Below are 21,228 nucleotides of genomic sequence, written 5' to 3' on the forward strand. Positions count from 1 at the left end.
CGTATTAAGCACCCTGCTCATTGGCAACAAAAATATAACCCACACCACGAACAGTTTTAATACGAGGATCACCCGTTTCTAAATTACCAATCTTTTTACGAAGATTACTAATATGCATATCCAAACTGCGATCATACATAGTCAACTTACGCCCAAGGGCTTTTTCCGAAAGCTCTTGCTTGGTCAACACCTGACCTGGCGCCATCAACATACACTCTAACAAGGTATATTCAGAGGTCGTCAACTCAACTAACTCTCCCTCCAAAAACACACTACGATCTTTACGACGCAACAAAACACCAGACAATTCAATGTCTGCGGTAGGATCGTCTTCCTTCTCTTGACTAGCACGACGCAAAATCGCTTTGATACGAGCCAATAACTCACGAGGATTAAACGGCTTAGACAAATAGTCATCCGCCCCCATTTCCAAACCAAGAATACGGTCAATATCATCGCCTTTTGCTGTCAACATAATGACAGGTACAGAGCTTTTGTTTCGAATTTGTTTGAGTGTTTCGAAACCGTCCAACTCTGGCATCATGACATCAAGAATAACGATATCAGGCATTTCCTCTGCCATTAATTCAAGAGCCTCACGACCGTTCCAAGCATGCGCAACGTCATAACCTTCTCCATCAAAATACTCTTTGATCAAGTCCGATAAACGCGCATCATCATCTGCAAGCAATATCTTCATCATATTCAGGATCTCTCTTCCAGTAAGTTTATTATTTTACAGCTTTATTCTTGCGCCGTAATGTCAATTGTAAATACTACCCTAGAGTTCAAAAAAGACCGCCCCCCTTTTTCACTCTATTTACAATTAATGCTAATAAAATGAACCTTACGGTCAAAACAGAACAAAAAAGCCGCAATTGCGGCTTTTTTGTAACAAAAGTATATTCAAACTATTGTTTAAAAGGGTCGCGCAAAACAATGGTTTCTAAGCGATCAGGACCTGTGGAAATAATATCAACAGGCACCCCCACGTGCTCTTCCAAAAAGCGAATATAGTCCTGTGCATTTTTAGGTAGCGCCTCAAAACTTTCCGCACCGACCGTAGATTCTTCCCAGCCAGGCAGCTCGACATAAACAGGACAAGCTTGCTCATAGCCTTCACTGTCAACCAAACAACCAGCAACAGGATTACCCTTATCATCAGTATAGGAGACACACACTTTAATGACAGAAGAGCCATCAAGAACATCCAATTTAGTCAGACACATACCCGAAACCGAGTTAATCTGTACAGCATGACGCAACGCTACTGCATCAAACCAACCGCAGCGACGTGAGCGTCCCGTTGTTGCACCAAATTCATGACCACGAGCCCCCAAGCGCTCACCATCTTCATCAAACAACTCGGTAGGAAAAGGCCCTGACCCTACACGGGTAGTATAGGCTTTTGTAATACCTAGTACGTAATCTAGGTACAAAGGCCCAAACCCCGTGCCCGCTGGCGCACCACCAGCCGTGGTATTAGACGAGGTAACATAAGGGTATGTACCGTGATCTACATCCAATAGAGACCCTTGCGCTCCTTCAAACATAATATTGGCGCCAGACTTTCTCAAGTTATGAAGCAGAGAAATCGTATCGGTTACCATTGGACGCAGGAACTCAGCCATCTCCAACCCTTCAGCATACACATCAGAGTATGAGATCGGCTCAACCTTGTGGTACTGAGTCAAAATAAAGTTGTAATACTCAAGCACCTCTTTTAACTTGCTAGCAAAGCGCTCAGGATCCAACAAATCCCCCACACGGATAGCACGACGCGCCACTTTATCTTCGTAAGCCGGCCCAATACCTCGACCAGTTGTACCAATTTTCTTTTCGCCTTTAGCAAGCTCTCGAGCTTGATCCATTGCAATGTGATAAGGAAGAATCAAAGGGCACGCAGCACTGATCTTCAAACGGTCAATAGCAGGGACACCTTGCTCTTGAAGCTCAAGCACTTCGTGCTTAAGCGCAGCAGGTGATAAAACCACACCATTACCAATAACACATTGCACACCCTCACGCAGGATGCCAGAAGGAATCAAATGCAAAACCGTTTTCTTACCGTCGATCACCAACGTATGACCTGCGTTATGGCCACCTTGAAACCGAACAACCGCTGCCACATCTTCTGTAAGCAAATCAACGACTTTACCTTTACCTTCGTCACCCCATTGGGTGCCCAAAATAACGACATTTTTACCCATAATATCAGGTCTCATTCAAAATAATTCTTAGGATGATCTATTTCTCTGCAGGCACTAATTGCCAAGCATCACCAGCAAATTTCAACACAAAATCAACACGACCTGCCCAAGCATCGTCCAGCGCTTCAATAACACGGTAACCCTCTGATCGCAGAGCTTTTACTGCTTGCCACATGGCATCACTCGCACAAATAGGTGCCAGCACTGTTTTCGGTGTCGCTACTTCAAAATCTACTAAAGCAACCAACGCCTTAACATCGGTACTAAAACCTGTTGCAGGTCGTGAGCGACCAAACACTTCGCCAATATTGTTATAACGCCCACCCCGAGCAATAGCATTACCATGACCAGGAACATAAGCGGCAAAAAGCAGACCAGTGTGATAGCTGTACGACACCAAATCACTTAAATCAAAATGCAACCCAACAGCAGGATAACGACGAGAGATAAGCGCACTTACTTCACCAAGCAAGGCAATCGCATCCAAAACAGACGCACCAACACCAGACAAACCTGCTGTAGCACGATCCAGAACATCAACACCGCCACACAATCGAGGTAACAAAACAAGCCAGCCAGCCTGCTCTTTGGTGACGTCAAGTTCGGCAACATACGCATCCAGTTCGGGCAAGTCTTTAGACTTATAGAATTCTGTCAATCTCGCTTCTTGATCTTTAGATAAGTTACAAGCATCGAGCACGCCTCGAACGACATCTACATGTCCTAAGTCCAAGACCAGATTGTTTAAGCCTGCCACATTGAGGGTTTCCAACATCAAAGACAAGACTTCGATGTCACTTTCTATCCCACCATGACCATAAAGCTCGGCCCCGAGCTGGATTGGGCTTCGCGTTCCATCCAACCCCGCTGGCATGGTTCGCAACACGCTACCGCAATAACTGAGACGCTGAACCCCTTCACCTTTTAGACAATGCGCATCTATACGGGACACTTGAGACGTAAAATCCGCACGAATACCCAGCAAACGACCGGATAATTGATCAATAACTTTAAAGGTTTCGATTTCTAGATCAGAACCCGCCCCAGTAAGAAGGGAGTCTAAATACTCTAAAAGAGGCGGAATTACTAAGCGATATCCCCAACTTTCATGGAGATTCAGCAGGGCTCTTCGAAGATGTTCAATTTGCGCGGCTTTTTTAGGCAACGCCTCATCAACACCTTCAGGAAGCAACCAACGATCTGCTAATGTCATTAATCTATTTCCTCTTAGCTTCGGGTCAGTAAAAGGAGCGTTAATCCAAGAAACATACTAACCGCGCCCAGAATGCGCAAATTCAGATCCGAACCTGCGAGCGCTCTCACCATGATCTCTCGCCACAAGTTAGGCGCTAAAAAAGGCAAAATCCCCTCGGCGATCAATAACAGGCTGACGCCAATAAGTAGCGACTGCAACAATTCCTGCATAGACTCTCTTTATTTTGACCATTAAAAAACCGGGCATAACCCGGTTTGTAGAATAATACCATGTTTCCTATTTTAACAAATAGGTCTCATAGCCCAATATTTTTGAATATTGCTATTCTATTTCGCTGTTTTTTCCTTGCCATTAGAGTTATTCAAGTATCTGAAGAACTCACCATCAGGCTGAATTACAAACAGGTCTTTATTACCTTCGAAGCTATCACGATAAGCCTGAAGACTCCGGTAAAAGTCATAGAACTCAGGATCCTGCTTATACACTTTAGAGTATATCGCTGCCGCCTTAGCATCACCATCACCACGAATCATTTCAGCATCACGCTGCGCATCCGCTTCAATAACAACACGTTGACGATCTGCATCCGCTCGGATACCTTCCGCAAGCTCTAAACCTTTCGATCTATGCTCACGAGCTTCACGTTCACGCTCTGTCCGCATACGTTGATAAACAGACTCACTCACATCTGGCGGAAGATCAATACGCTTCACACGGATATCAATAATTTTGATACCTAACTCAGATTGCGCCACTTTATCCAGCTTATCACGAAGCTCTGTCATCAATTGATCACGCTGACCAGAAACAACCTCATGCATGGTACGCTCGCCGAACTGGTTACGAAGCCCTGTATCAACACGAGAAGACAACACTCGGTTCGCTACAAACACATCACCAGACGTTGCTTGATAAAACTTAGAAACTGACTCAATTCGCCATTTAACATAAGAGTCCACGATAACTGCTTTTTTCTCTAATGTTAAGTAACGCTGAGGTCGAGAATCCATAGTCTGAATACGCGCATCAAACTTCTTCACCTCATTCACAATCGGAATTTTAAAGTGAAGACCCGGTTTAACATCAGGATCAACAATCTCACCGAACCGTAAAACAACAGCTCGCTGAGTTGCGTTGACCACATACATCGACTGAGACGCAATTAGAATCGCAACCAAAGCAGCAAATAAAATTGCAAAAGAAGTTCCTTTCATTAGTTTCTCCCCTGCCTAGTTACCGATGCTCCCTGACGCTTACGGATTTCATTAATCACCTGATCTGTTAGTGCACTCACGCCATCAGGATCAAGCTTATCCACATCAAGCTTTTTCGATGACGATTGATTTTTCATCAACTGATCAAGCGGCAAATACATCATGTTATTACCACCTTCCGTATCAATAACCACCTTATTAGTGTTTTTATACAGATTTTCCATTGTTTCAAGATAGAGACGGCGACGTGTTACTTCTGGCGCTTTCACGTACTCACGATACAATCGCTCAAACCGATCCGCTTGACCACTAGCACGAGCAACAATCTCAGAGCGATAAGCCTCTGCTTCTTCACGAATACGCTGCGCATTACCTCGAGCTTGCGGAATAATACCGTTAGCATAAGACTCTGCTTCATTACGTACACGCAACTCATCTTCTTTCGCCTTGATAACGTCATCAAACGCAGCCTGCACCTGAGTTGGCGCTTGCGTATTTTCAACGTTAACTTTAGAAATTAACAAGCCCGTTCCGTAAGCATTCATGTAATCCTGCAAACGCGTTTTCACCTCAGTTGCCAGCAACTCACGACCTTCTGTCAAAATCTGATCCATCTCAGAACTACCAACCACATGTCGTAAGGCGCTCTCAGTTGCCTGAGCAAGCGACTCTTCTGGATTTTTCACATTTAATAGGAAATCTTTAGGGTTTTGTATCGAATATTGCACAGATACACTTACCTCAACAATGTTATCATCTACCGTAAGCATTAACGCTTTATGGTCAAGGGAACGTACTTTTGTCACGTTCACTTTGGTAACATCGTCGATCAGTGGTGGATTCCAATGCAAACCAGGCTTAACCGTCTCATAGTATTTGCCCAAACGAAGGACAACACCACGCTCTTGCTGGTCAATCTGGTAAACACCTGTCGCCGCCCAAAGCACGAACAGACCAACCACCAAGATAGCAATCAAGTTGCGATTGAATTTGCCAGAAAACCCCGATCCGTTACCACCACCAGATCCACCCTTGCGCGATTTTTTCACGCCAAGCATGTCCATCAGTTTGCGGAACGCTTCATCCAAATCTGGAGGCCCCTGATCTTTACCACCCGTCGGACGACCCCATGGGTCACCGTTTCCAGTCTCCTTATCTTTACCGTCAGGGCGATCACCACTGTTACGGCTCTTATCAGGATTCCACGGGTCCTTGTCGTTATTACCCGGTTCATTCCAGGCCATACTACATCTCCACTTTTCTAATGATAATTCTGTCGTGTCTTATGCCGCTTCAACTTCAATCTGATCTTCAGACATACCTGCGCGCGATAAAATCTGCAAATAATCCTTTCTAGGCAATCGTACTTCCAACACCGATCGCCCAAAATCATCATAGTGCTCGGAACGAACCGCCCCCTGCTCAAATAGCATAGCCCTTAATCGACCTAATTCACCTGGCAAAATAAGCGTCTCATCCAAGACATCTACCGCCAAGATCTCTGCAATCGCCTGTTGCAACAAATCAACCCCAACACCATCACGCGCAGAAAGCCACACCCTAACTGGTGTGCCATTCTCATCGCGATCAATGCGAGGCTCGGTCATTGGCAAAGCATCTATCTTATTAAATACTTTTAACGTAGGAACTTCATTAGCGCCAATTTCTTCCAACACATTATCAACCTCTGCCATATTCTCTTCTCGAGAATGATCAGCAGCGTCCACCACATGGAGAAGCAAATCAGCCTCAGAAGATTCTTTTAGCGTTGCTTGAAACGCTTTTACCAATCGGTGAGGAAGCTGACGAATAAACCCTACCGTATCCGCAAGAACAATTGTACCAATCTGCTCTAAGTCCAACCGCCTTAGGGTTGGATCCAAAGTAGCAAACAACTGGTCAGCAGCATAAACATCAGCCCCCGTTGCACGATTAAACAAAGTCGACTTACCCGCGTTTGTATACCCCACCAAGGAGACAGTCGGCACCGATGATCGCGCTCTTGAACGGCGGCTTTGGTCGCGCTGGGAATCCACTTTACCCAATCGTTTCTGAATTGACTTAATACGCTCACGAAGCAAGCGTCGGTCAGTTTCCAGCTGGGTTTCACCTGGCCCACGCATACCAATGCCCCCTTTTTGGCGCTCTAGGTGGGTCCAGCCACGAATCAAACGGGTTGACATATGCTGAAGCTGAGCTAATTCAACTTGCAACTTACCTTCATGGGTACGTGCCCGCTGGGCAAAGATATCCAAAATGAGTCCTGTACGATCAAGCACACGACACATTAGAATCGCTTCAAGGTTACGTTCTTGGGAGGGAGATAAAGCATGATCAAAAAGAACGACTTGAGCGCCTTCTTGATCAACAATATTTTTTATTTCGTCCAGTTTGCCGGAACCAACAAAATATTTCGAATCTGGTCGCTGACGTGACCCTGTTACTACAGCAACAGGATCCGCACCAGCAGAAATCGCCAGTTCAACAAACTCTTCAGGCCCATAAGACTCACTTTGATCATGAAAATCAATATGAACCAATACCGCAATTTCACCACTATCGGGGCGTTCAAAAAACAAATTAATATTCCTCAGTTTGCCCTATAACGGCAAACTATTCAACGGCATCTTCCGACTGATCAGTCGTCGGGATGCGTATGGTTCGAGAAGGTACAACAGTTGAAATGGCATGTTTGTACACCATTTGACTAACTGTATTTTTCAAAAGAATCACAAACTGATCAAATGACTCGATTTGGCCTTGTAGCTTGATGCCATTCACAAGAAAGATAGAAACAGGAATCCGTTCTTTGCGAAGGACGTTTAAGTAAGGGTCTTGTAACGATTGCCCTTTTGACATTGGAATCTCCTTAATCAGGGTAAAAATAAAAATTAATCTTGTTAAAACAATACGCTAGATAATACACCAAATCTTTTTGTATTTCCCCTATATAATCCTGCTTTCTAAGTATTTCAAGGCCTCTGGCACAAGTTCTTTTGACAAACTATCAAAAATCATCAAATCCTCCCAACCTCGAAGCCAAGTCAGCTGACGCTTTGCAAGCTGACGAGTAGCAACAACCCCTTTAAAGATAGCATCTTCGAGCAAATCGTCACCATTTAAATAGTTCCATAGCTGACGATACCCTACACAACGGATAGATGGCAGCTCAATGGATAAGTCACCACGCTGGTACAACTCTTCCACCTCGGACAAGAACCCTTGATCCATCATTTCATAAAACCGCTGCTCAATACGTTGATGCAAGACACTGCGCTCTTTAGGCATCACAGCCAAATTGACCATTTCAAATGGCAAGGATACAGGCTCTTGCTCCGACCACCACTGAGTCATGGAGACACCTGACACCCGAAACACCTCCAAGGCCCGCTGCAAGCGCTGAGGATCATTTGGATGAATACGTTGGGCGGACTCAGGGTCAACACGGGACAATTCTTCATGCAATGCCGCCCACCCTTTCACACTGGCTTCTTGCTCAATTTCTTTACGTACGACCTCATTTGCTTGCGGCAAAGGAGCCAAGCCTTTTTGCAATGCATTAAAATACATCATCGTCCCTCCTACCATAAGAGGAATTTTCCCTTTGGCAATAATGTCTTTAGCATGCTCAACCGCATCTTCAACAAAGTCTGCTGCCGAGTAAGACTCCAAGGGATCAATAATGTCTATCAATCGGTGTGGCGCTTTCTTTAGTGTCGCTGCATCCGGTTTCGCTGTGCCGATATCCATGCCCTTGTAGACAAGCGCAGAATCCACACTAATAATCTCGTAACCATGATTCTGAGCCAATTCAACAGCTAACCCCGTTTTACCAGAAGCAGTTGGCCCCATTAAACACACCACGCTAGGTTTGAGCATATTAACGCCCCCTCAAAAAGAGCTTATCCAAGTCCGACATTGTCATCTGTGTCCAAGTTGGACGTCCATGATTACATTGTCCGCTTCTCTCGGTAATCTCCATATCCCTTAAAAGACTGTTCATTTCTGCAATGGTTAACCTTCGGTTTGCACGAACAGCACCATGACACGACATGGTCGCCATTAATTCATTGGCCCGCGCCTCAATCAAATCCGACACGCCATTGGTCGCAAGATCGCTCACCACGTCTCGCACAAGGTTTTCTACATCAGCTTTAATCAAAATAATCGGCACCTCTCGCACCATCACACTTTCTAACCCTGTACGCTCCACTTTAAAGCCAAACGCCAAAAACACATCTCCATTCTCTTCAACAAGATCGGCCTCACTCTGGGACACAGACACATTAATCGGCACCAACAAAGGTTGAGAGGCTATCGTCTTATCGTAGAAAGATTGTTTCATACGCTCGTAGACTATGCGCTCATGGGCAGCATGCATATCCACCAATATCATGCCACTTTCACTTTCTGATAAAATATAAACACCGTGTAGCTGAGCAATAGCAAAACCTAACGGAGGAATCGCCTGATAACCTCCTTCTTTCACCTCAAATGACGGATTCGAGTAAGTATCCGCGCCAAAAGCCCCATCATTCTCAACCGGAGAACTGCTTTTTATTATACGTACTTCACCCGTTTCTGGATCGACTTCCTCATACTGATTCTCAGTATAATTTTGCGCGTAATCCGATAGTTGACGCATGCCGTTAAGTTGACTGGTAATTTGTCCGGAATCAATCGCCTTCGACGGCTGTTTCATCAAATCCGCACCAGAAGAGCGCTGACTCACCAAAGGCAATGCCCCTTGTTCAACCATAACAGGCTCTTGAGGCACAGAGTCTGAAGGCAGCCACGCACTTGCATTAGAGCGCTCACCCTCTGCTTCAGGCCGTACATCGGCAATGGCTTTATGAATACGACTAAACAGGAAGTCATGGACCAAACGCCCATCTCGAAAACGTACTTCATGCTTGGTAGGATGCACGTTAACATCCACCGTGGCAGGATCAAGCTCAAGGTACAACACGAAAGTAGGATGACGTCCATTATACAAGACATCACGATAGGCTTGCCGTACAGCATGACCAACCAGCTTATCTTTTACTACTCGCCCATTAACAAAAAAATACTGCAAATCTGCCTGAGAACGGGAAAACGTTGGCAAACCAATCCAACCCCATAAACGGAGCCCTGCCGCCTCAACATCGATGGTCAAGGCATTTTCAATGAACTTTTTACCCAAAAGGTTTGCTAGCCGATGCTCCGCATGGAGCTGATCTGTCACCGGACGTAAATCATAGACTTGTTTACTATTGTGACTTAAACGGAATCCCACATCATAACGACTCAACGCCAGACGTTTAACCACTTCTTCAAGATGGCTAAACTCCGTTTTTTCTGTGCGCAAGAATTTACGACGAGCTGGTGTATTAAAAAACAAATCTCGCACATCTATAGTGGTTCCTTGTGGATGAGAAGCAGGACGAATTGCCGTATTCATTTCCTTCCCTTCCGCTTCCACTCGCCAAGCCTCTGCTTCACCTTGCGCTAAAGACGTTAAATGCATCCGCGAAACTGAGCTAATACTGGCCAAAGCTTCACCTCGAAACCCTAAGGTTCGAACCGCCTCAAGGTCGTCTAATGTAACAATTTTACTGGTTGCATGTCGGCTTAACGCTAAGGATAAATCCTCTTTTACAATCCCAGTTCCATTGTCACGAATTTTAATACGGCGAACACCACCTTGCTCAACCTCTATATCCAGCTGGGTTGCCCCTGCATCCAAACTGTTCTCAAGCAACTCTTTAACAACAGAAGCAGGACGCTCAACCACTTCACCCGCAGCGATCTGGTTTGCCAAACGAGGAGATAAAAGATTAATTCTTTGCATGAATTGCCTTTAGTCAGAAAGAAGCCCCTTTAAACAGGGGCACTTTTTAGAAATCAACTTGCGGGAATAAGCAGCTTTTGCCCAACCCAAATCACATCATTTTTCAAGGTATTTGCCTCTCGAAGAGACTTTACAGATATTCGGTTGCGACGCGCAATATCCGACAACGTATCCCCCTTGGTGACCGTATAGGTCTCACCACTGCGATGGGTTTGCTGCCATGCAACTAACGTCCCTTTAGGCGCATTCTGCGTAAAATAGGAAATAACACCGGAGGCGATAGCGCTTGCCAATTGGTAACGATAGGTTTTGCTAGCAAGATTTTTAGCTTCAGTACTATTGGACACAAACCCTGTTTCCACCAAAATAGATGGAATATCCGGCGATTTTAACACAACAAAACCCGCCTGCTGAACCGAGCTTTTATGTAATTTGGCCACACTATCCAAATCATTCAACACACTCTCTCCGACATTCAAGCTCATCTGAATCGTCGAATTCATGGACATATCTAACAACACCTCTGCCAAGACTTGGTCTTTATCATCCAAAGAAATACCGCCGACTAAGTCCGCTGCATTTTCCTGCTGAGCCAACCAACGCCCCATTTCGGAACTCTTCCCGCTTAATGACAACGCCCAAACAGATGCTCCTCGGGCACTGGCGTTAGTAAAGGAGTCCGCATGAATAGAAATCAATAAATCGGCATTAGCCTCACGAGCAATGCGCGAACGATCCCGCAATTTAATAAACTCATCGGTAGAACGCGTTAATACCGCCTTATATCCCTCTACTCGATTAATTTGCCTTGCCAACTCCTTACCAATCGACAACACCACATCTTTTTCTCTGACACGGTATTTACCCAATGCTCCAGGATCTTTGCCACCATGACCTGGATCGATAGCAATCACAATATCGCGCTTACCATCAGACAGCTTTGCTAAATTTTTTACTGAAGAAATGGTTTTACTCGGGCCAGATTCCAGCTCCACCAAAATTCTCGGACCATACTGCCCAGAAGCCGCAAGCACAGAACTCTTTGCTCTCACTTTTTTAGAAAGATCAAGCACAAAGCGCACACCATCATGCCGATGAGCATAGCGGACACGCATAAGAACATCAGAAGACAACGCTGACAAACTGTTCACCACATCCTGACTCAGAGCTATGTTGCTTATATCGAGCACAACACGATCTGGGTTAGAGAGAGGAAACAAACGGTGTTCAGCTGGTTTGGATAATTCAAACACAATACGAGTGACGCCTTCTTGTTGTGCAACACGAATATCTCGTATTTCACCGGCCGAAGCCCGCATTGAAACAAACAACAGAACAAGGCAACTAACAACAAACAGAAGATTACGAAATTTATTATGCATATCAGACAGCTAGCCAGTATATTGTTACACTATAACTGGTGATCAGCGGGATCTCAATCTTAGCAAGAACAAAGACTTCGCCAGATAATGTATAAATAACTTACTCTCCCTACTCCTTCCCAAAATACTTGACCGAGAGCAGGCAACAGTTTCCCACTCCGATCAAACGACACATCCTACATTCCTACTAGCAAAGCTTCCCCATGAGGAGAATTGGCTTTAATTTCCACATAGCGACCTTGCCTTATCAAACTTAAACGCACAATTATGTCAGCTGCTGGCAGCACACCGGCACCCAATTCAGCCCATTCGATCAAACTCAAGCTATTGCCACCAAAATAGTCGCGAATCCCCATATACTCTAACTCTTCAGGATCACCTAATCGATATAAATCAAAATGATAGATCTCTAATCCTGCCACTTCATAGGGCTCGACAAGGGTATAAGTAGGACTTTTCACTGGCCCAACATAGCCAAGCCCTTGCAACAAACCTCTAACCAAAGTGGTTTTGCCCATCCCTAGATCCCCGTCTAAATAAACAACAGCACCTGTTTTGAGATGTTCAGCCAAGCTCTGACCAAATGCCAGCATAGCCTCTTCACCAAATACCTCTCGCTCAACCAGCATTATACAGCCATCCTCTCCAGCATCTTAATTACATCAGAAACCTAAGACACGCCAACCAAATAGACACAAAGACTTATCTGTCAACATAATCCAATAAATCACAAGGTTGTGCTCTATGCTCACCCAACGCCCTTGCTGACAATCCTGCCGCATGGTTATGCCAAGCAACTGCAACAACAGATGCCGTTAGCGCGCTAGAATAGTAAGCCAAACAAGCCCCCAACATACCACTCAACACATCTCCGGAGCCGCCTTTTGCCAACATAGGCTCAGATCTACCCGTCACATAGACAGCACCAGAATCATCTGACACAATGGTTGTCGTTCCCTTCAACACCACCGAGCAACTGTATCGTTTCGCTAGCGCCAAACAAGCATCAATGGGGTCTTTCAGAATATCATCAACGGAGCAACCCAATAAACGACTAGCCTCACCAAGATGCGGCGTCAGGACAGAACCATTCGGCAACACAACCTCCCCTGCTTGAGCCAGCCAAAACAAACCATCGGCATCAAGCACAACAGGACACCCCTTTGTATACGCGAGGGCCAACCAGTCTTTAAATAATATCTTGCCCCATTGCTCTCGCCCTAAACCAGGCCCTATTACCAAAATAGAATGATGACGCAATAGACGCTGTGCAGCGGATTCCACCTCTGACGACAACGCCATTACATTCGGGTTTCTTGAAAGCGAAGCCGCTATATGTTCATCTCGCGTTAACAGCCCAACGGTCCCTGCGCCCACCTTAGCAGCGGCTTCACTGGCCATAATGGCTGCACCACCAAAACCATAATCTCCACCAACCACCGCCACATGGCCAAACATACCTTTATGACAGTCTTTTGGTCGAGAGCAAGGCGATCGATGATCTAAACGCTCGACCTCAAGCCAGTATGCTGTTGGCTCAGGAAGCATAGACGATGAGCCAAGGGATTCAAGCACTAATTCTCCAGAGGCAACGCCCCCTTTACCTAGCACATTTCCCAACTTAAGCTGAAGCATAGAGACAGTAAGATCCGCTATTACGGCATGCTCTCCAGCATACCCTGTATCGGAGTCAACACCTGTTGCCATGTCAACCGCCACCAAATGGGCACCCTGTACATGCGCACTGTTCATCCATTGAACCGCTTTAATTACCTCTTCACTCAGTGGCAATCGTGCCCCGATCCCTAATAACGCGTCGACAACAACGACATTTTCAAGTTCACTCTCATCAAACTGCACCACGCCATCAGCAAAACCTTGACACACAACACCTTTCCTTAAAGCCAACTCATACGCTTTAAGTGCATCGCCCTGTCGAGTTCTTAAAGCACAATCTAATACACAAACACTATACCCGGCTTCTTGCAGCAGGCCAGCAAACAACAAACCATCACCACCATTATTGCCACTACCCGCCACAATAATAAAACGCTGTACTTGCGGCCAACGCTGAAAGACTCGCTTATACAAAGCATTAGCAGCCTGCGCCATTACTTCAAAGCTATCAAATACCCCAAAAAGCTGTTGTTCTATCATTCGTATGGTTTTCACATCGAATAAAGCACGAACAGGATAACCTCCAATACTCTCACTCATACCATTCTCCTTTTAGCATTCGACGGAAAACCATTACGTAAAACCCCACCCAAAATGACTAACAAGGTGACTCTGGCGCCTATTCCTCCAAACCAAATACTGTTTTTCGATAATGAGCCAACTCACCAATCGACTCTAGAATATCATCTAGCGCTAAATGAGAGCCCTGCTTGCTAAAGCCTTCTAATGCCTCAGGCTTCCAGCGCTTCGCCAATTCTTTAATAGTGCTGACATCAATATACCGATAATGAAAAAAGGCTTCTAACTTAGGCATATAACGATACAAAAAGCGACGATCTTGCCCCACACTGTTACCGCAAATTGGCGATGCTCCAGATGGCAAGTACTGCTCTAAAAACGCAATCGTTTCGGCTTCGGCTTGTTGCATGCTAATGTTGGATGATAAGACTCGCGCCGTTAATCCCGAGTCACCATGATGTTTGGTACACCACTCATCCATCGCATCCATCACCGCTTTTTCTTGATGAATGGCCAAGTTAGGCCCCTTTGCCAAGATATTTAAATGCTTATCGGTTACGACGGTAGCAATCTCTATAATTGTCTCTTTTTCAGGATCCAATCCGGTCATTTCCAGATCAATCCACACTAAATTTTCATTACTAAAGCTCATCTGCTGCCAAATCCTTTATTATCAATGCCAAGCATTATACTCTATGCGCCTTACTTTATGACCAGCTGAATAGAATGTCGAAGAGAAAACTTACAAAACAGCAAACTTGGCGCATCGAGCGCATACAAAAAGAACGCGTTGAACGTACAAAAAAACGCGATGAACGAGCCCAAGAAACACTACAGTCTTCTGACCTTGGCCCGGAGACAGAAGGGGTTATCTTGTCTCACTTTGGCACTCAAGTCGAAGTCGAAGGTACTCAAGCACCTTTTCTAGGCATAGCAACACGCTGCAATATGCGTGCAAATCTAGGACAACTGGTTACAGGTGATAGAGTCGTATGGCGACCAAAACAAAATGAAGGCGGTGTTGTGGTCGCTACTACCCCACGCACAACATCCCTATCTCGCCCGGATATGCATGGGCGACTCAAACCCGTTGCCGCTAACATTGATCATATTGTTATTGTTATTGCTGTTGAGCCCGTCGCACATGCCAACTTGATTGATCGCTATTTGGTAGCAGCAGAAACAGTCGGTATTCCTCCGGTCATTTTACTCAATAAAAGTGACCTGATTAATGAGTCTAACAAAACTCAATTAGATACATTGATGAGCACTTACGAATCACTTGGCTACCCCATCATTCGCACATCTATTGCCCATCAAGCAGGCATGGAATCCCTCTACGATTTTTTAAGTAATAAGACCAGCGTCTTTGTCGGTCAATCTGGGGTAGGTAAATCCTCCCTCATTGGCACTTTACTACCTGGTATCGATATCAGCGTGGGAGAACTGTCTCAGAAGCGCAAAAAAGGCACACATACCACCACAACCGCTCGTTTATTTCATATGCCCAAAGGTGGAGATTTGATTGACTCTCCAGGCATTCGAGAGTTTGGGCTTTGGCATATCTCAGAAGAAGAGTTATTAAATGGTTTTATCGAGTTTCGACCGCACATTGGCTATTGCCGCTTTCGCGACTGCGCCCATGAAAAAGAACCAGGCTGCGCAATTTTAAAGGCTCTAGAAGCAGGTAAAATATCTACACAACGCTTTGAAAGCTATTTGCGCATCAAACAATCCATCCGAGATAACAACGCCACTTTTTAGAAATCCCTCACCTTAAAAGCACAAAACCATTAAGCGTTTACCCCTTAATGGTTTTTCGTACTACCTACAAATCTAGCGCAGTTGCCTAAAAAACATTTTGAGGAGTCAAATCGTAATCCGATTGCTTAACAGAAGGACCATAATTCAAACGATTACGTTCTAATAGAGCCTTATAAGCCTTGTCTGTTAACAAGGTAATACTAATACGTCGATTTTGCGGGCTGTCCGGATTAAAACGATTATAAGGAACCGTATCCGATAGACCAATCACCTGAGCAATGCGACTGTCTTTCACACCACCTTCTTCCAATATCCTGCGCGCCGCATTGGCTCGCATGGAGGATAGATCCCAATTATCCAGCCTACTCTTATCGTTATAACGCGTTGCATCTGTATGCCCCGTAATCGAAATAGGATTACTCACCGTATTAAAAAAACGCGACATAGACAGCAATGTATTTACCATATCCGGCATCATGCGAGCGCTACCCCGTTCAAACATGGGGTCTCTAGGGTCATCTAATAAGGTTATACGCACCCCCATTGGGGTAATATCAATCTTAATATTGTCCTTATTCGCTTGGATAATATCCATGCTTTGTAGTTTCTTAGCAAGCTCCTCTTTCTGTTGCTCACTTTGATCCTCACTCTTCACACCACCACCAACATCACGCTTTAGTTCTTTAGTGGGTTTGGCAGTACTTCCAGGTTGTGGTAACTGAAGATCAAGCTTTTTCTGATTACTCTTAGCTGGACTCCCACCAAGGTCAATAGGGCTTGCACTGTACCCTGCTGTTGAGGGACCCATTGGATCATTAAAATAACCCTGAATAGCCGCTAATTGCTGTGGAGAAGACACGTTAATAACCCAAAGCACCAAGAAAAACGCCATCATTGCCAAAGCAAAATCGGCTAAGGCAATCTTCCAAGCCCCACCGTGGCGCCCCCCTTTATTTACTTTTTTGACACGACGAATGACAAGACCATCACGATCCATATACGCACCTCATCAGCCTATTAACAGGACTCATCATCTATACTGCTTCAGCTCGTCAGAAAGCTCGATGAAGCTGGGACGCATATCAGGCGGCAATAACTTACGCCCCGTTTCCGCAGCAACAGGAGGCGCATATCCCGACACAACGGAGATCAAACACGATTTAATACACAAGTAAGCTTTGAGTTCATGAGTCCCCAAGCTCTCCAGATGTGCAGACGCAGGCCCAATAAAACCATAAGCACAGAAAATCCCTAAGAAGGTCCCAACCAGTGCTGCCGCCACATGATTACCGATGGTTTCCATTGGCCCACCGATGGCCCCCATCGTAATCACAATACCCAATACCGCCGCCACAATACCAAACCCAGGCAAAGCTTCTGCCACACGATTTAGTGCATGACTTGGCGCTAACAACTCTTCCGCTATCTGCTCAATTTCTGAATCCATAATGGCTTCAAGCTCATAAGCGGGCAAACCGGTTAGCGTATACACCCGATAATTATCGGTTAAAAAGTTCACCACTTCATGATCCTGCATTACATCAGGAAAACGATTAAACAGCTCACTCGTAAAGGGAGATTCAATATCCTCCTCAATGGACAAAAAGCCATTCTGACGACTTTTTTGTAACAGTGAATAGACCAAACCTAGTAGCTGCAAATAAAAAACTTTATTATGGCGACTGCCTTTTATCACTTGGGGCAACATAAAGAGCACTTTCTTTTGCAGCGAAAACGGATTCGCCATCATAAAAGACCCTAGCGCAGCACCACAAATAATAAGCAGCTCATACGGCTGCCATAACACTAAAAGATTACCATGGGAAGCTAGGTAACCTGTCACAACACTAATAATGACAATTAGAATGCCCGCTAGCGCAAACATATTTTTTTCCTTAGTACAGTCAAAGTATGCTCATTTCTAAATATACAGTATGATTAATAATATAAAGCATTTAAGAGTCTTTAAAATAAACAGCTATGGATAAAAAGCCCCCTTTTGGCCTCAACGAGTGGCTAGATTTTCTCAAGAAACAAAAATTCCCTGTCAAGAAAGGTAATTTAGCGCGCCTAAAAAACCAAACCAAGACACCGGATGAGGCTCTTGACCGCCTACAAACAAATATAGCATCTGAACCATTTATTGCTTTTGCTCTTTTAAATGAAGCCAACAAATCGGTACCGAACAAACGAAGTGACATAAAAACCCCCCATCATGCCGCCGCGATGATTGGCATGAATGGCATCACTGCTGTGCTGAAAAATTTGGTGCCTTATGAACATTTAGCAAAAGACCCAGCTCATGCTGCTATGGTAAGAGAAATTCAATCTAGCTACGAGGCTGCAACCATAGCAAAACGCTGGGCAATTGAAAAACGTGCGAGCCACGAAGAAGACATTTTTTGGACCACTTTTTTTCGTGATACTCCACGCTGGCTAATGTGGTTTTACTGCCACCCAACCATGCGTATGCTACAGAAAAAAATTCTTGAAGGTGAAAAAGCCAACCAAGCCGAAAGCGATATCCTAGGATGTCGAATGGATGAAATTACAGTACACATAAGCAAGTATTGGGGAACCCCAATCAACATCATCCACTCGTTTATCACCAAATTTATCCCCTCAACCAAAGAACTTCAAGAGCTTGCTCAGCATACTCATAACCCAGAGGAGCTACCCAAGTATACGGAAGACAAACGCTTAACACTACTAGCCAACAGTCCACTTATTTTTTCCTATTGCGCAAGCAAGGTTGCCCATGAGGCTGCTACTTATGGCTGGCAGGCAAAAACATTGCCCTTTTACTATCGAGTGATCTCGACCGTTATTCACTGCCACCTAGGACGCACCATTCAACTCACTCATAGTGCCAGTGTAGAGGCCGCTACTCTTTATCCCAACAGAGGTAAAATTCCCTTAGCATGCCAATTATTGTCACCTACCCTGTACACTAAAGATGAAACATTCGGTGTCAAGCTAAAAGCAGTTCAAAAGAAACCATCTGCGTTAAGCTCACTTAAGGCTCTTTGTAAGAGCAATGATGTACAGCCCAAGCACAAGGCCATAGCCACTCTAAAAGCATTAAACGAAGTAATTAAACGCGATCAACGCACCATCATATTAAAGTACAGCAAAGGAAAAATAAGCCCACTCTTTCAACAAGGCTATGAGACAGATAAAATAAAAGCCGTGACTTGGAACAGCCCTTCCAGCATATTTAGCAAATTATCGCAAAAAAGGTCCGCCGTTCAACTGAGCGGCGACAAATTGACACGTCTTGCTAGCGAATTTCCCATCAATGCAAGCAAACTCTTAAGCAGGAGTGACCATCTAATGCTTGCCTCTACCACTGTCGCAGAAGACGAAATTCATATTCTATGGTTAGCGTCCCGCTCCCCATTCACAGAAAGCGACTACAACTATTTAAAGCAGGTAGTGCAATTAATCAGCTATCTCGCAAAATAAACACAAAAACTAGGACATATACACCGTGACAAAAGATCAAATATTTGCCTTTGCACAACATATCACCCCTCAAAAAACCCTATCCAGATTGATCGGCAAAATCGCTGAATGCGAAACAAGCTGGGTAAAAAATACTTTCATTAGCCAGTTCGTCAAAAAATATCAAGTCGACATGTCAGAGGCCGTCAATAGCAACGCGTTATCTTATCGCAACTTCAACGACTTTTTCACTCGCGCTATTCGTCCAGAATTACGCCCAATTTGCGATGAAGATAACAGCATCGTTTGCCCTGCAGACGGCGCCATCAGCCAAATTGGCAAAATCGAATATGGCACACTTTATCAGGCAAAAGGTCACACTTATAGCCTCACCTCCCTTCTTGGTGGGGATGCAGCACTATCAGACCAGTTTCTAGGCGGCTCTTTTGCTACCGTCTACCTATCTCCTCGAGATTACCACAGAGTGCATATACCTCTAACAGGCAAACTGACTAAGATGATCCACATTCCAGGCAAACTCTTCTCGGTCAATAAGGTAACAGCCGAGCAAATTCCAAGTGTATTCGCACGCAACGAGCGCACCGTGTGCCTATTTGACACAGAAGCTGGCCCAATGGCGGTAATATTAGTTGGCGCAATGATTGTGGCAAGCATTGAAACCACCTGGGCAGGCCAAGTCACACCATTTAACAAAAACGTGGTCACTTGGGACTATCAAGACCTAAGCAACATTGAAATCCAAAAAGGAGAGGAAATGGGGCGTTTTAAACTAGGCTCAACAGCCATTGTGCTATTCGGCAAAGACGCCGTGAAATGGGAGGAAAACCTTCAGGCTGACAGCAAAACCAAAATGGGCATGAAGTTCGGCACCGTTATCAAGTAACCCCCTCCCACTCCCCTTCATCTATACCCCTCGACCATAGATCAAAAAAAGGCCTATAACAATCGTTACAGGCCTTTCAGTTAACAAGTCCGCTAAAGGCTGACTCATCAATTTGCAAAGATGCTAACTACTTATCTAGCAAAACTTATGGCAGTTCATCTTCAAACTCAGGTTTTGGTGCTGGCACCAAATCCTCACGAGAGACCTTCATGGTCAACAATAAATTTGCCGCCACAAAAATAGAAGAATACGTACCAATGGTAATGCCAACGATCATAGCTAAAGAGAAGTTATGAATTGACTCCCCTCCCCAGAAAAACAATACAACAACCGTGAATAATGTCGTCAAAGACGTCACGATAGTACGACTCAATGTCTGGTTAATGGATACGTTAATCAAATCGTGAGGGGTCGTATCCCGCATGATACGAAAGTTCTCACGAATCCGGTCACAGACTACGATCGTATCATTCAAGGAATAACCAATCAGTGCAAGCACAGCCGCCAATACCGTTAAATCAAACTCGTAACCGAAAAATGAGAAAAAGCCTAAAGTGATAATAACGTCGTGAACCAAAGCCACAACAGACGCCACAGAGAACTTAAACTGGAAGCGAATAGCGACATAGACCATCACAACCAATAAAGCCAGCAACATCCCTAAGCCGCCCTGCTCACGCAGTTGTTTACCGACTTGAGCCCCAACAAATTCAGAACGAACCAGAGACACTGAGACTTTGCCGTTATCTTGAAGTGCTGACAATACCTGTCCACCTAATTCAGGAGTATATTTGTTCGCCATACGAACAACGATATCCGTTGGCGAACCAAAGTTCTGCACAACAACATCCTTATAACCTCCAGCATCTAACATTTTACGAACCTGGACTAGATCAGGCGCCTCTTTATAAGTCACCTCTATCAGAGTTCCCCCTGTGAAGTCCAAGCCAAACCTAATTCCCTTTGTCGCAAGAGAAACAATAGAGATCAAAATCAACGCAAGCGAAAAACAAGCCACGATCTTGCGCATCTCCATAAATGGAATTTTTGTCACTTTCATGGCGT

General features: G+C 44.9%; 20 protein-coding genes. 3 read left to right on the forward strand and 17 right to left on the reverse strand.

Annotation, left to right across the window (positions count from 1 at the left end; translation table 11 throughout):
- Positions 1-4 precede the first annotated feature (4 nt).
- The 14 genes from AC0VYI_RS14875 to orn all read right to left on the reverse strand — a co-directional run bounded on the left by AC0VYI_RS14875 (position 5) and on the right by orn (position 14,703).
- Positions 5-703: a response regulator transcription factor gene (locus tag AC0VYI_RS14875; protein WP_067014940.1), complete on the reverse strand. Its 699-nt coding sequence runs from the start codon at positions 701-703 to the stop codon at positions 5-7.
- A 208-nt stretch (positions 704-911) separates the two neighbouring features.
- Positions 912-2,210: an adenylosuccinate synthase gene (locus tag AC0VYI_RS14880; protein ID WP_475449826.1), complete on the reverse strand. Its 1,299-nt coding sequence runs from the start codon at positions 2,208-2,210 to the stop codon at positions 912-914.
- A gap of 37 nt (positions 2,211-2,247) precedes the next feature.
- The gene (locus tag AC0VYI_RS14885; protein ID WP_199474689.1) at positions 2,248-3,423 is read right to left on the reverse strand and encodes an ATP phosphoribosyltransferase regulatory subunit; all 1,176 of its coding nucleotides are present in this window, start codon (positions 3,421-3,423) and stop codon (positions 2,248-2,250) included.
- A gap of 14 nt (positions 3,424-3,437) precedes the next feature.
- Entirely contained in the window at positions 3,438-3,635 is a 198-nt protein-coding gene (locus tag AC0VYI_RS14890) for a DUF2065 domain-containing protein (protein ID WP_067014946.1), read from the reverse strand.
- Positions 3,636-3,752: 117 nt separating this feature from the next.
- A complete protein-coding gene (gene hflC / locus AC0VYI_RS14895; protein ID WP_199474688.1) occupies positions 3,753-4,640 on the reverse strand; it encodes a protease modulator HflC in 888 nt (295 codons plus the stop codon).
- On the reverse strand, positions 4,640-5,884 hold the full coding sequence (gene hflK / locus AC0VYI_RS14900) for an FtsH protease activity modulator HflK (protein ID WP_475443826.1): 1,245 nt from the start codon (positions 5,882-5,884) through the stop codon (positions 4,640-4,642). The genes hflC and hflK overlap by 1 nt, the downstream gene beginning before the upstream one ends.
- A gap of 39 nt (positions 5,885-5,923) precedes the next feature.
- Positions 5,924-7,219: a ribosome rescue GTPase HflX gene (gene hflX / locus AC0VYI_RS14905; protein ID WP_199474686.1), complete on the reverse strand. Its 1,296-nt coding sequence runs from the start codon at positions 7,217-7,219 to the stop codon at positions 5,924-5,926.
- A 34-nt stretch (positions 7,220-7,253) separates the two neighbouring features.
- A complete protein-coding gene (gene hfq / locus AC0VYI_RS14910; RefSeq protein ID WP_199474685.1) occupies positions 7,254-7,499 on the reverse strand; it encodes an RNA chaperone Hfq in 246 nt (81 codons plus the stop codon).
- An 87-nt stretch (positions 7,500-7,586) separates the two neighbouring features.
- Positions 7,587-8,519 (reverse strand): tRNA (adenosine(37)-N6)-dimethylallyltransferase MiaA, encoded by a 933-nt coding sequence (miaA, locus tag AC0VYI_RS14915; RefSeq protein WP_199474684.1) that lies wholly within the window; start codon positions 8,517-8,519, stop codon positions 7,587-7,589.
- Position 8,520: 1 nt separating this feature from the next.
- Entirely contained in the window at positions 8,521-10,473 is a 1,953-nt protein-coding gene (gene mutL, locus AC0VYI_RS14920) for a DNA mismatch repair endonuclease MutL (RefSeq protein WP_475443828.1), read from the reverse strand.
- 53 nt (positions 10,474-10,526) lie between these two features.
- A complete protein-coding gene (locus tag AC0VYI_RS14925) occupies positions 10,527-11,855 on the reverse strand; it encodes an N-acetylmuramoyl-L-alanine amidase (RefSeq protein WP_475443830.1) in 1,329 nt (442 codons plus the stop codon).
- Positions 11,856-12,031: 176 nt separating this feature from the next.
- A complete protein-coding gene (tsaE, locus tag AC0VYI_RS14930) occupies positions 12,032-12,484 on the reverse strand; it encodes a tRNA (adenosine(37)-N6)-threonylcarbamoyltransferase complex ATPase subunit type 1 TsaE (protein WP_475443832.1) in 453 nt (150 codons plus the stop codon).
- Positions 12,485-12,557: 73 nt separating this feature from the next.
- Positions 12,558-14,072 carry an NAD(P)H-hydrate dehydratase gene (locus tag AC0VYI_RS14935; protein WP_475443834.1) on the reverse strand — a complete coding sequence of 505 codons (1,515 nt, stop codon included), beginning with the start codon at positions 14,070-14,072 and terminating at the stop codon, positions 12,558-12,560.
- A gap of 79 nt (positions 14,073-14,151) precedes the next feature.
- Positions 14,152-14,703, reverse strand: a complete 552-nt coding sequence (orn, locus tag AC0VYI_RS14940) for an oligoribonuclease (RefSeq protein WP_199474679.1) — start codon at positions 14,701-14,703, stop codon at positions 14,152-14,154.
- Positions 14,704-14,777: 74 nt separating this feature from the next.
- On the opposite strand from orn, the gene rsgA reads away from it, so the two are divergent.
- The gene (gene rsgA, locus AC0VYI_RS14945; protein WP_475443836.1) at positions 14,778-15,815 is read left to right on the forward strand and encodes a small ribosomal subunit biogenesis GTPase RsgA; all 1,038 of its coding nucleotides are present in this window, start codon (positions 14,778-14,780) and stop codon (positions 15,813-15,815) included.
- 85 nt (positions 15,816-15,900) lie between these two features.
- Here the strand turns inward: rsgA and AC0VYI_RS14950 are convergent, their stop codons facing one another.
- Together AC0VYI_RS14950 and motA are read right to left on the reverse strand one after the other, a co-directional pair.
- The gene (locus AC0VYI_RS14950; protein ID WP_199474677.1) at positions 15,901-16,812 is read right to left on the reverse strand and encodes a flagellar motor protein MotB; all 912 of its coding nucleotides are present in this window, start codon (positions 16,810-16,812) and stop codon (positions 15,901-15,903) included.
- Positions 16,813-16,845: 33 nt separating this feature from the next.
- The gene (gene motA / locus AC0VYI_RS14955) at positions 16,846-17,700 is read right to left on the reverse strand and encodes a flagellar motor stator protein MotA (RefSeq protein WP_199474676.1); all 855 of its coding nucleotides are present in this window, start codon (positions 17,698-17,700) and stop codon (positions 16,846-16,848) included.
- 95 nt (positions 17,701-17,795) lie between these two features.
- On the opposite strand from motA, the gene AC0VYI_RS14960 reads away from it, so the two are divergent.
- Together AC0VYI_RS14960 and asd are read left to right on the forward strand one after the other, a co-directional pair.
- Complete coding sequence (locus AC0VYI_RS14960; protein ID WP_475443837.1) at positions 17,796-19,280, forward strand: HDOD domain-containing protein; 1,485 nt, start codon at positions 17,796-17,798, stop codon at positions 19,278-19,280.
- Positions 19,281-19,305: 25 nt separating this feature from the next.
- Positions 19,306-20,163, forward strand: coding sequence for an archaetidylserine decarboxylase (asd, locus tag AC0VYI_RS14965; RefSeq protein WP_199474674.1), 858 nt, complete (start codon positions 19,306-19,308; stop codon positions 20,161-20,163).
- A 145-nt stretch (positions 20,164-20,308) separates the two neighbouring features.
- Here the strand turns inward: asd and secF are convergent, their stop codons facing one another.
- A complete protein-coding gene (gene secF / locus AC0VYI_RS14970; RefSeq protein WP_199474673.1) occupies positions 20,309-21,223 on the reverse strand; it encodes a protein translocase subunit SecF in 915 nt (304 codons plus the stop codon).
- Positions 21,224-21,228 lie beyond the last annotated feature (5 nt).

It is taken from the genome of Marinomonas sp. 63XJN7_9_ISO-PGPR-S23-217 (assembly GCF_056173515.1).